The sequence below is a fragment of the Pseudomonas sp. CH235 genome (assembly GCF_004368175.1).
Lineage (GTDB): Bacteria > Pseudomonadota > Gammaproteobacteria > Pseudomonadales > Pseudomonadaceae > Aquipseudomonas > Aquipseudomonas paraglycinae.
In genome coordinates this window covers 24572-36989 of record NZ_RRZJ01000033.1, presented here as the reverse complement: position 1 = coordinate 36989, position 12418 = coordinate 24572, and the positions used below count along the sequence as shown (strand labels likewise).

The 12418-nt window shown below is 62.4% G+C and carries 9 protein-coding genes; all 9 read right to left on the bottom strand.

Features of this window, described 5'->3' with window-relative positions; genetic code table 11:
- Window positions 1-151: 151 nt before the first annotated feature.
- The gene (mdoH, locus tag EIY71_RS24630) at window positions 152-2722 is read right to left on the bottom strand and encodes a glucans biosynthesis glucosyltransferase MdoH (RefSeq protein ID WP_102687887.1); all 2571 of its coding nucleotides are present in this window, start codon (window positions 2720-2722) and stop codon (window positions 152-154) included.
- A complete protein-coding gene (locus tag EIY71_RS24625) occupies window positions 2715-4529 on the bottom strand; it encodes a glucan biosynthesis protein G (protein WP_129972281.1) in 1815 nt (604 codons plus the stop codon). Before EIY71_RS24625 ends, mdoH begins: the two co-directional genes overlap by 8 nt.
- A gap of 321 nt (window positions 4530-4850) precedes the next feature.
- Entirely contained in the window at window positions 4851-5288 is a 438-nt protein-coding gene (gene dtd, locus EIY71_RS24620) for a D-aminoacyl-tRNA deacylase (RefSeq protein ID WP_085746401.1), read from the bottom strand.
- Entirely contained in the window at window positions 5285-6256 is a 972-nt protein-coding gene (gene pip, locus EIY71_RS24615; RefSeq protein ID WP_007952436.1) for a prolyl aminopeptidase, read from the bottom strand. The genes dtd and pip overlap by 4 nt, the downstream gene beginning before the upstream one ends.
- A gap of 104 nt (window positions 6257-6360) precedes the next feature.
- Window positions 6361-7278, bottom strand: a complete 918-nt coding sequence (locus tag EIY71_RS24610; protein WP_134023470.1) for an alpha/beta hydrolase — start codon at window positions 7276-7278, stop codon at window positions 6361-6363.
- Entirely contained in the window at window positions 7278-8225 is a 948-nt protein-coding gene (locus tag EIY71_RS24605; protein WP_085746399.1) for a choline ABC transporter substrate-binding protein, read from the bottom strand. The genes EIY71_RS24610 and EIY71_RS24605 overlap by 1 nt, the downstream gene beginning before the upstream one ends.
- 292 nt (window positions 8226-8517) lie before the next feature.
- A complete protein-coding gene (gene hutG / locus EIY71_RS24600; protein WP_134023468.1) occupies window positions 8518-9318 on the bottom strand; it encodes an N-formylglutamate deformylase in 801 nt (266 codons plus the stop codon).
- Between the two features lie 10 nt (window positions 9319-9328).
- Entirely contained in the window at window positions 9329-10534 is a 1206-nt protein-coding gene (gene hutI, locus EIY71_RS24595; RefSeq protein ID WP_134023466.1) for an imidazolonepropionase, read from the bottom strand.
- A 248-nt stretch (window positions 10535-10782) separates the two neighbouring features.
- Window positions 10783-12315: a histidine ammonia-lyase gene (gene hutH, locus EIY71_RS24590; protein ID WP_085746396.1), complete on the bottom strand. Its 1533-nt coding sequence runs from the start codon at window positions 12313-12315 to the stop codon at window positions 10783-10785.
- Between the last annotated feature and the right edge of the window lie 103 nt (window positions 12316-12418).

The following is a 12418-nucleotide window of genomic DNA, read 5'->3' as shown; positions in this document are numbered from 1 at the left end:
CCAGACCGGAGTTCAACTCGGTATCTCACGTCGGCGTAACTCGAGCATTCAACTCGGTCAGTCCCCTCTCCCTCCGGGAGAGGGTTAGGGTTAGGGTGAGGGGGGCTCTTTTTCTGGACATAAAAAACCCCGCTTTCGCGGGGTTTCTTCATCAGGCCGGTTGCGCCTGCAAGCTCACCGGCTTGAGCGGCAGCAGCGGCGCGTGGGGATCGGCTTTCACCGAAGCCCGCCAGGCGTCCAGCCACTCGGCATGGCCTTCGGCCCACACCTGCTCGTGCAGACGGGCCAGGGCCACCGGATCGCTCAGCAGTTGCAGACGATCATGGTTGTTCAGCCCGGCCGGGCCGACCTTGATCGCGTGACGCACACGTTCCTGGCGCAGCCATTCGATCGGCTCGGCCTGACCGTGACGCGAGGTCGCCAGCGAGCACGCCAGGGCGTTCTGCTGTGGATCGACCACGGCGCGGACGAAGCCGTCGTTCAGCGCGTGCCAGCGGTTTTCGTGGGTGTACTGATCGGTGGCCAGCAGCTCCTGTGGCGGATTGTATTCCTCGGGGATGAGGAACAGGCTTTCGTCACGGGATTTGAGGCCCAGACCGACGCGGCTGGAAATCACCGACACCGGAATCGACAGCATCAGCGAACCGACGATCGGCACCAGCCACCACAGGAAGCTCGGGTTCAGCCAGATCACCAGCAGCGCCCAGAAGAAGCCCAGCAGGGTCTGCGGACCGTGACGCTTGACCGCTTCGCTCCATGGCGTGGAATCGTCGTCACGCTGCGGCGAGTTCCAGGTCGCGGCCCAGCCGAGGAACGCGGCCAGAACGAAACGGGTGTGGAAAATCATCCGCACCGGCGCCAGCAGCATGGAGAACAGCATCTCCAGCAGCATCGACAGGGTCACCTTGAACTTGCCGCCGAACTCTTTCGCGCCCTTGGCCCAGATCAGGATGATGCTCAACAGCTTCGGCAGGAACAGCAGCACGATGGTCGTCGAGAACAGCGCGATCGCCTTGTCCGGGTGCCATTGTGGCCACAGCGGATAGAGCTGACGCGGTTCGAGGAAGTACTGCGGCTCCATCAGCGTGTTCACCGCCAGCAGCGCGGTCGACAACACCAGGAAGAAGAACCACAGCGGCGCCGACAGGTAAGACATCACGCCAGTCAGAAACACCGCGCGGTGCACCGGGTGCATGCCTTTTACCAGGAACAGACGGAAGTTCATCAGGTTGCCGTGGCACCAGCGACGGTCACGCTTGAGTTCATCGAGCAGGTTCGGCGGCAGTTCTTCGTAGCTGCCCGGCAGATCGTAGGCAATCCACACGCCCCAGCCGGCACGGCGCATCAGCGCCGCTTCAACGAAGTCGTGAGAGAGGATCGCACCGGAGAACGCACCCTTGCCCGGCAACGGCGCCAGGGCGCAGTGGTCGATGAACGGCTTCATGCGGATGATCGCGTTGTGACCCCAGTAGTGGGATTCACCCAGCTGCCAGAAGTGCAGGCCGGCGGTGAACAGCGGACCGTATACACGGGTGGCGAATTGCTGCATGCGTGCATACAGCGTGTCCATGCCCGAAGCGCGCGGCGCGGTCTGGATGATGCCGGCGTCCGGAGTGGCCTCCATCAGGCGCACCAGACTGGTCAGGCACTCGCCGCTCATGACCGAGTCGGCGTCGAGTACGACCATGTACTTGTAGTCACCGCCCCAGCGACGGCAGAAGTCGTCGAGGTTACCGCTCTTGCGTTTGACGCGACGGCGACGGCGGCGATAGAAGATCTTGCCGAAGCCCTTCGCTTCACGGCAGACGTCCAGCCAGGCCTGCTGCTCGGCAACGCAGATGTCGGTGTCGTTACTGTCGCTGAGGACGAAGAAGTCGAAACGGTCCAGGTCGCCGGTAGCGGCGACCGACTCGAAGGTCGCGCGCAGACCGGCGAACACCCGAGGCACGTCTTCGTTGCAGATCGGCATCACCAGTGCGGTGCGCGCGTCTTTCGGAATCGGCTCGTTGCCGGCACTTTTACCGGAGATCCGGTATTTATCGTGGCCGGTAAGCAATTCGAGGAAGCCCATCAGCGCGGTCCAGAAACCGGCCGACACCCAGCAGAACAGAATCCCGAACATGATCAGGATGCTGGTCTGCAGCGCATATGGCAGCACTTGCGTGGCGGTTTGCAGCAGCGGTTGATGCAGGACTTCTTCCAGATCGACGAACGACCAGCCCTGGTACGGCATGATGCCTTTCATGTACCAGCCGGCGACGATGGTCTGCCCCAGCATCAGCACCAGCAGAATGTAGCGACGGATCGAACCGACCGTGCGCCACCGCGCCGCCGGCAGCACATTGGCGTCCTTCGGCGGTTGCGGCGGGTTGGTCCGGCCGGTCAGGCGGCGCCAGCCACGCACCAGAATGTTGGTGCGCCACGGCTCCGGCACGACCTTGGTCCGACGGATCGGCGGCGTGGCCTTCATGCTGACCCGGCCGCTGGCGTCGAGCACCAGCATTTCCGCGTCTTCCAGCTCTTCGGCGGTGCTCAGGGTCAGGCGCTTGCCCACCGAAGCCTGGGCGGCTTCGGTCGGCGCGTCAAAGGTCTTGGACGACAGGCGTTCATGCAATTCGCTGAAGGACTGGCAGCCCGCGAGTTCCGCGCGCTGCTCGTCGGTCATCGGCAGATGCGCCAGGTACTCGGACAGAGTCTCTGGCTGTACTTGAGAGTTACTCATCGGCAGGCAACTGATAGCTCCAGGTCTCGGTCAGGACTTCTTCAGTCGGTGCCGATTCCGGTGTGGCTGGGGCCGCGTCCGCAGCGGCTGGCTGCTTGGCGTCTTTGTTGGCCTTGTCCTTGGCATCTGCAACCGGCTTGGCGTCGGCCTGTTTGGCCTCGGCGGCCTTGGCTTCCTTGTCGGCTTTCTCTTGTTGCTTGGCGGCAACCTTGTCGGCCTTGGCTACCGACGAATTGGACGTCGGTACCGAAGACTTGGCCAGATCAGCGGTGACCACTGGCTGCACCAGAGCTGCGCGCATCTCGGTGGACTTGCTCGGGTCCTTGATCTTCATCCGCAGGGTCAGGCGCCAGCCCTTGGTTTCCGGGTTGTAGCGCACGCTGTTCTCGACCAGTTCGGCGTTGTCGCCGACGCTGACCTGGCTGCGAACGTCTGCATCCGGGGCCAGGGCGGCCAGGGACGGGCCCTCGAAGTCGACCAGGTAGGCAACGCTGCCATCCGGCTGACGGATCAGGTTCGATTGCTTGACGTCACCGGTCGAACGCAGGGTCTGGTTGACCCAGGCGCTGTCCGGCGCGTGCAGCGCGGCTTCGTCGATGGTCCAGTGCATGCGGTAGGCGAAGTCCAGCGGCTGGCCTGGCTCCGGCAGTTTTTCCGGGCTCCAGAACGCAACGATGTTGTCGTTGGTTTCGTCGGCGGTCGGGATCTCGACCAGATCGACGGTGCCTTTGCCCCAGTCGCCCTTCGGCTCGATCCAGGCGCTTGGGCGCTTGTCGTAGCGGTCGTCGAGGTCTTCGTAGTGGCTGAAGTCACGGCCACGTTGCAGCAGACCGAAACCACGCGGGTTTTCGACGCTGAACTGGCTGACAGCCAAATGTTTCGGGTTGTTCAGTGGGCGCCAGATCCACTCGCCGTTGCCGGCATGGATCGACAGACCGCTGGAGTCGTGCAGTTCACGACGGTAGTTGAGCACTTTCGACGGCTGGTTGGCGCCGAACAGGAACATGCTGGTCAGCGGCGCGATGCCGAGCTTGCCGACCTTGTCACGCAGGTACATCTGGCCCTTGACGTCGACGATGGTGTCGCTGCCCGGACGCAGGATCAGACGGTAGGCGCCGGTCGCACGTGGCGAATCCAGCAGGGCGAAGATCACCAGGTGCTTGTCGCCCGGCTTCGGCTGCTGAATCCAGAACTCGCGAAAACGCGGGAATTCTTCGCCGGACGGCAAAGCGGTATCGATCGCCAGACCACGGGCCGACAGACCGTAGGTGTGACCCTTGCCGACAACGCGGAAGTAGCTCGCGCCCAGCATGGTCATGATTTCGTCTTGCTTGTCAGCCTTGTTGATCGGGTACAGGACACGGAAACCGGCGTAGCCCAGTTGTTCGGTGGCCTTAGGATCGAACTGCAGGTCGCCGAAATCGAAACGGCTAGGATCGTATTTGATCTCTTCGACGGTGTTCGCGGTGATTTCGTTGATTTTCACCGGCGTATCGAAGTGCATGCCCTGATGATAGAAGGACAGCTTGAACGGGGTCTTCTGGTCGGCCCATTCGGCTTTTTCGGTGCGGAAACGAATCTTTTGATAGTCCGCGAATTTCATTTCACGGAATTCGTTTGGCAGGTTGCTGCGCGGGGCTTCGAACTTCTGCCCGGCCAGCTCTTTGGCCTTGGCCGACACATCGTCAAGATTGAATGCCCAAAGCTGGCCGGCGCTGAGCAGGCAGAGTACTGCCGAGCCCGCTACCAGAGCGCTGCGCAAGCGTTTGGCAGACAATTTTGCTGCATTACAGGGACTAACAATCACGAGCAACCCTCGCCGAAAACAGATCAATAAACCAACGGCCAGATGAAGTGCCTGTGAGGGATTCGGTACAAAAAAACCGACCTTTCAGGGCACCCTTGCCAAGTTGGCGAGCATTGTTCCGACTCCGCTGGGTCAAAATGATTCCCCAATCGGATCCGGACAAGTCTCTACCTAAGTCAAAATGGACCAACGAACGCTGATCCCCGTAGCGCGCGATTATCTAGTAGCCCGCGTGACAACGCATCAGGGGTAACAAAGTATTTATCGCGAAAATTCCCTGTTTTCAGTCGAAAAGCCCTTAAAAAGATGTTTCAAGCGCTTTCATGTCTGTAACAGGAAGGTTACCGGGCCATCATTGACCAGGTGCACCTGCATATCCGCGCCGAATCTACCTGATGCCACTGTGCCATGCATCTGTTTCGCTCTGCTTAATAGATAGTCGAATAATTCTTCGCCCAGCGCCGGAGGGGCGGCGGTCGAAAAACTCGGGCGCAACCCGCTTTTGGTGTCGGCAGCGAGGGTGAACTGAGAGACCAGCAGCAACCCGCCGCCCACATCCGCCAGGGACAGATTCATCTTGCCCTCGGCGTCACTGAACACTCGATAGTTAAGCAGCTTATGCAGAAGTTTGTCGGCGCTGGCCGGCGTGTCGTCGGGTTCGACCGCCACCAGCACCAATAAACCCTGATCGACACTGCCGACCACCTCGCCCGCCACTTCGACCCGCGCGCCATTCACGCGCTGCAACAGTCCCTTCATGCTTCTTCGGGCGGCAGGTCGAGCAGACGACGGGCCATTTTGCTGGCGGCGCGCACCAGTGCATCGGTGATGCCCGGTTCGGACGCGGCGTGGCCGGCATCGCGGATCACCTGCAGCTCGCTGTTCGGCCAGGCCTGATGCAGTTCCCAGGCGTTGTCGAGCGGGCAGATCACGTCGTAGCGGCCGTGGATGATCACGCCCGGCAGATGGGCGATCTTGCCCATGTCGCGGATCAGCTGGTTTGGCTCAAGGAACGCGTTGTTGGTGAAGTAGTGGCATTCGATCCGCGCAATCGACAAGGCGCGCTGCGGCTCGGAGAAGCGGTCGACCACCAGCGGATTCGGACGCAGGGTCGCGGTGCGCCCTTCCCAGGTCGACCAGGCCTTGGCCGCGTGCATCTGGGCGATCTGGTCGTTGCCGGTCAGGCGTTTGTGGAACGCGCTGAGCAGGTCGTCGCGCTCGTCCAGCGGAATTGGAGCGAGGTAGTCCTGCCAGTAATCGGGGAACAGACGGCTGGCGCCGGCCTGGTAGAACCATTCGATTTCCTGCGGACGGCACAGAAAGATCCCGCGCAGGATCAGCCCATGCACGCGTTCCGGGTGGGTCTGCGCGTAGGCCAGCGCCAGGGTCGAACCCCAGGAGCCGCCGAACAGCACCCATTTGTCGATGCCCAGGTGTTTACGAATACGCTCGAGGTCTTCGACCAGATCCCAGGTGGTGTTGTTTTCCAGACTGGCGTGGGGCGTGGAGCGACCGCAACCGCGCTGGTCGAAGGTGACAATGCGATACAGGTTCGGATCAAAATAGCGGCGACTCTGGGCGTCGCACCCGGCGCCGGGACCTCCGTGGATGAACACCACCGGCAAACCTTCCGGTGAACCGCTTTCGTCGACGTACAGCGTGTGGGTGTCATCGACGGCCAGATCGTGCCGTGCGTGAGGTTTGATCTGCGGAAACAAAGTCTGCATTGCGCGCTCCGTAAGGGGTCGAGGTCATCCCTGGGGGGACTTCTATTATTCTGCCGTCCGGCATCATAAACCCGATTTACGTCAATGAGCATGCCCGTGCGCTGTCACAATTTGTCAGCCATGAACCCCAGCAGGTTCTCAAAGAGACGATCGACCTCGGCGACCTGATGCCGCGCCCGCAGGCAGCCGTGAACCAGCCCTTCGCCGTAGTACAGCACCGCGTCGACTCCCGCCGCGTTCAGCCGTTCGGCGTAGCACACGCCGTCGTCACGCAATGGATCGAACTGCGCCACGGCAATCCAGGCCGGGGGCAAACCGCTGAAGTCCCCGGCCAGCAACGGCATCGCATAGGCGTTCGGCTTCGCGGTGCCGCGCAGATACAAGGCGTGATAGCAATCGACATCGCTGCTGGCGAGCAACGGCGCATCGGCGCATTCGCTGCGTGACGCTAACTGTGCGTCGCCTCCCATCCCCGGATAGATCAAGACCTGCGCGCCCGGCAGCGGCTCGCCGGCATCGCGCAGCGCCAGGCACAGCGCCGCCGCCAGATTGCCGCCGGCGCTGTCGCCCGCCACCAGCATCCGTCCGGGATCGAACCAGAACGGTCCGCTGCGCAACGCGCGCCAGACGCTCAGGCAATCCTCGAAACCGGCCGGGAACGGATGCTCCGGCGCCAGCCGGTAATCCACCGCCACCACCATTGCCCCGAGCGCCATCGCCAGCTCGCAGCAGATGAAGTCATGGGAATCCAGCCCGCCGACCACCCAACCGCCGCCGTGCAGATACAACACGCACGGCCAGCCACTGGCCGATGGCCGGACAGGCGGGCGATACGAACGCACCGCCACCCCGCTCAACTGGAAATCCACCACCTCCAGACCCGCCGGCCGTTCGGGCGTGAACGCGCGGCACATGGCGTCATAGGATTTGCGCAATCCGCCGAGGCTGCTGTCATCGCTGGCGAAGCTTTCGGTTCTGGCGACGAACGCCGCCATCGACGGCGAGAGTGGATAAGTGCCCATCAGTTTTTCAGGCTGGCCTGAACCGTGGCCACGCCGTCCTTGCCGTCAAAACTGCTGACACCCGCCAGCCAGCGTTGCAGATCTTCGGGATGCTCACGCAGCCAGGTCTTCGCCACTTCCTGAGGGGTCTTGCGCTCCATGATCGGCACCATCAACTGGCTTTCCTGGGCGGCGGTGAAGGTCAGGTTTTCCAGCAGTCGATGGACGTTCGGGCAGCGCTCGGCGTAGTCCGGCGCGGTGACGGTGGAAACGGTGGCGGCGCCTTCGTTCGGGCCGTAGACGTCTTCGCTGCCGGTCAGGTAGGTGATTTTCATGTTGATGTTCATCGGGTGCGGGGTCCAGCCGACGAATACCACGAATTCCTTGCGGTTTACCGCTCGTTGCACGGCGGCGAGCATGCCGGCCTCACCGGATTCAATGATCTTGAAATCCTTCAGGCCGAAGTGGTTGGTTTCGATCATGGTCTTGATCGTGGTGTTGGCGCCGCTGCCGGGCTCGATGCCGTAGATTTTGGCGCCGAGTTGATCCTTGAATTTCGCGATGTCGCCAAAGGTCTTCAGCCCCGCCGCCGCCACGTAATCCGGAACCGCCAGCGTCGCCTGGGCGTCGGCCAGGCTTGGTTTGTCCATGACTTTGACCTGATTGGCGGCGAGGAACGGCGCGATGTTCTTGTCCATCGCCGGTTTCCAGTAGCCGAGGAAGATGTCCAGACGCTTGTCGCGGATGCCGGCGAAGATGATTTGCTGCACGGCGCTGGTCTGTTTGCTTTCGTAGCCGAGGCCGTTGAGCAGCACGTCGGCCATGCCGCTGGTGGCGATCACGTCGGTCCAGTTGACCACGCCCATGCGCACGGTTTTGCAGGATGCATCGTCGGAAGCCAGGGCGCCGGCGCTGAGCAGCGCACTGCCGGTGAGGATTAACGCACAACGAGTGAACAGTTTTTTCATGAGGGATCGTCTCGTGCGGCAGCGGGTTATTGTTCGGATCGGTGTCTTCTTGCACCGTGGCCGAAACATTACGCAGCAGGCGAGACGGAAAAGCGACCTGTGGCGACCGGGATTTGCACGGTGGCGACTGTTTGAGGACGCCCCCCCAGATTGCTCACTCACCGCAGATCGTTCCCACGCTCTGCGTGGGAATGCCTCAAGGGACGCTCCGCGTGCAGTGACGCGGAGCGTCACGGGCTGCATTCCCACGCGGACGGTTCGACGCCTCGACGTGGGAACGATCACAGCTGACTCAGTTGTAGTGGGTTTTGCCCCAGGCGAGCAGCCCTTGCAGCAATTCCTTCAACACTACCCGCGTCGGCTCCGCCAGATCGGCGCGGTAGCGGAACGGCTCGAACTCTTCCATGTAGGTGCACTGGCCCAGCTCCAGTTGCACGGCGTGGATGTTCTCGGCCGGGTTGCCGTAGTGACGGGTGATGTGGCCGCCCTTGAAGCGTCCGTTCAGCACATGGCTGTAAGCGTCGTGGCGGGCGCAGATCGCTTCCAGTTGTGTGGCCAGTTGTGGATCGCAACTGGCGCCATTGAAGGTGCCAAGGTTGAAATCCGGCAGCTTGCCGTCGAACAGGTGCGGGATGATCGAACGGATCGAGTGTGCATCGAACAGCAAAGCGTAACCGAACTCGGCCTTCAGCCGCGCCAGCTCTTCCTGCAAGGTGCGGTGGTACGGCGTCCAGATCTGCTCCAGGTACGTCGCACGCTCTTCTTTCGACGGCTCTTTGCCTTCCTTGAACAACGGAATGCCATCGAACAGCGTCGCCGGGAACAGACCGGTGGTGGCGCCGGCGTACAGCGGTTTGTCGTCGGACGGCCGGTTGAGGTCGATGACGAACCGCGAGTACTCGGCCGCCAGGGTGCTGGCGCCCAGTTCGGCGGCGAAGTCGTAGAGCTGCGGAATGTGCCAGTCGGTGTCCGGCAGGCTTTTCGCGTCCGGGATCAACCCGGCCTCGACCGCCGGAGTCAGGCGCACACCGGCGTGGGGCATGCTGATCAGCAGCGGCACGCGACCTTGTTTGAAGTTCAGAACCTTATCCACAACCGCTCTCCTACAGACTTGATTCAACGCCGTGACGGACGACGCGTTTATCCAGTTCACCACCCAGCCAGTACGCCAGATCCGCCGGGCGGTCGATCTGCCAGGCGACAAAATCCGCGACCTTGCCGACTTCCAGCGAACCGTGGGTGTCGGCCATGCCCAGGGCTTGCGCCGCGTGAATCGTGGCGCCGGCCAGGGCTTCTTCCGGGGTCATGCGGAAACAAGTGCAGGCCATGTTCAGCATCAGGCGCAACGACAGCGCCGGCGAGGTGCCGGGGTTGAGGTCGCTGGCGATGGCGATTTTCACTTTGTGTTTGCGCAGGGCTTCCATCGGCGGCAACTGGGTTTCGCGCAGGAAGTAGAACGCGCCCGGCAACAGCACTGCGACGGTGTCGGATTCGGCCATGGCGATGGCGTCGGCTTCGTCCATGAACTCCAGGTGATCGGCGGACAATGCGTGATAGCGCGCGGCCAGGCTGGAGCCATGCAGCGACGACAATTGTTCGGCGTGCAGCTTCACCGGCAGACCGAGTTCTTGCGCGGCGATGAACACCCGCTCGACCTGCTCCGGGGAGAACGCCAGGTATTCGCAGAACGCATCCACCGCATCCACCAGGCCTTCGGCGGCCAATGCCGGAAGCATTTCGGCGCAGATGTGATCGATGTAAGCGTCGGTGCGATCTTTATATTCCGGCGGCAATGCGTGAGCAGCCAGACAAGTGCTGCGCACGCTGATCGGCAGCTCGGCGGCGAGGCGACGGATGACCCGCAGGATCTTGCGCTCGCTGGCCAGATCGAGGCCGTAGCCGGATTTCATTTCGACCGTGGTCACGCCGTCGCGCATCAGGCTTTTCAGACGTTTGGCGGCGCTGGCGAACAGCTCGTCTTCCGAGGCTTCGCGGGTGGCGCGCACGGTGCTGGCGATGCCACCGCCGGCGGCTGCGATCTCGGCATAGCTGACGCCTTGCAGACGCTTCTCGAATTCGCCGCTGCGGTTGCCACCGAACACGGTGTGGGTGTGGCAGTCGATCAGGCCGGGGGTGACCCACGCGCCTTGCAGGTCATTGACCGCCGGGTATTCGCCTGACGGCAATTGGCTGCGCGGGCCGATCCACTCGATGAGTGCACCGGACGTCACGATGGCCGCATCCTCGATGATCGAGTAGACGCCTTGCGCCATGGTTGCGACGTGGCAGTGTTGCCAGAGGGTTTTCACTGTAGGCCTCCGTTGGATTCTGTTTGGTGGGCAGCCTTCAAAAGCCCCCTCACCCTAGCCCTCTCCCGGAGGGAGAGGGGACTGACCGGGTTGCTCTTTCGAGGTACATCGACCTGAAATTCTTGAGTCGAACTCAGGTTCTGAAAACGATGAAGATCTGCTCCCTTTCCCCCTCTCCCCCTTGGGGGAGAGGGCTGGGGTGAGGGGGATCGGTTTCCCGGACGACAAAAATCCCCCTGAAAAAACGCTTACAAACTAGGCAGCAACTTCGCCGGAACCAGTTCAGTCAGGACCCGCGAAGCCAACAGTTCGGTCGCCGCGTTGATATCCGGCGCGAAGAAGCGGTCCTTCTCGTAGAACGGCACTTCGCGACGCAGAATCCCTCGGGCCAGTTCCAGTTTGGCCGAAGTTTTCAGGCCGTTGCGCAGGTCCAGGCCCTGCACGGCCGCCAGCCATTCCACCGCGAGAATCCCACGGGTGTTCTCGGCCATTTCCCACAGGCGCTTGCCAGCGGCCGGGGCCATCGACACGTGGTCTTCCTGGTTGGCGGAAGTCGGCAGGCTGTCCACCGAATGCGGATGGGACAGCGCCTTGTTCTCGCTGGCCAGGGCCGCAGCGGTCACCTGGGCGATCATGAAGCCAGAGTTCACGCCGCCATTGGCCACCAGGAACGGCGGCAGTTGCGACATGTGCTTGTCCATCATCAGCGAGATACGACGCTCGCTCAGGGAACCGATTTCGGCAATGGCCAGGGCCATGTTGTCAGCGGCCATGGCTACCGGCTCGGCGTGGAAGTTGCCGCCGGAAATCACGTCGCCTTCGGCCGCGAACACCAGCGGGTTGTCGGATACGGCGTTGGCTTCGACAGCCAGCACTTCGGCGGCCTGGCGGAACTGGGTCAGGCACGCACCCATGACTTGCGGCTGGCAACGCAGCGAGTACGGGTCCTGCACCTTTTCACAGTTCTGGTGCGAGTCGGAGACTTCGCTGCGTTCGCCCAGCAGATCGCGGTAAGCGGCAGCGGCGTCGATCTGGCCTTTCTGGCCACGGGCGGCGTGGATGCGAGCATCGAACGGCGAACGCGAGCCGAGCACCGCTTCCACCGTCAGACCGCCCAGCGCCAGTGCGCCAGCGAACAGGTCTTCACCTTCGAACAGACCACGCAACGCGAATGCGGTGGACACCTGAGTGCCGTTGAGCAGCGCCAGACCCTCTTTCGCCGCCAGGGTCAGCGGGGTCAGACCGGCGACTTTCAGCGCTTCGGTCGCTTCCATCCACTCGCCCTTGTAACGCGCCTTGCCCTCACCCAGCAGCACCAACGACATGTGCGCCAATGGCGCGAGGTCGCCGGAGGCACCGACCGAACCTTTCAGCGGAATGTGTGGGTAAACCTCGGCGTTGATCAGGGCGATCAGCGCATCGATCACCACCCGACGGATCCCGGAGAAACCACGGCTGAGGCTGTTGACCTTGAGCACCATGATCAGGCGCACCAGCTCATCGCTGATCGGCTGGCCGACACCCGCGGCGTGGGACAGCACCAGCGAGCGCTGGAGGTTTTCCAGGTCTTCGCTGGCGATGCGGGTCGAGGCCAGCAGGCCGAAACCGGTATTGATGCCGTAGGCGGTGCGGTTTTCCGCGAGGATCTGCTCGACGCAGGCCACGCTGGCTTCGATCTGCGCGCTGGCGCTGTTGTCGAGGGTCAGCTTGACCGGGTTCTGATAAACGTCACGCAGTTGGGCCAGGCTCAGTTGGCCGGGGATCAGGTTCAGCGCAGTCATTTAAATGCTCCTTTTGAGGCATTGTTATTAACTACCAGTCGCTCCGGAGCATTCCGTTATCCGTCGCCTCTCGTCTTTTGGACGATCCGCGCCTTGGCACGCT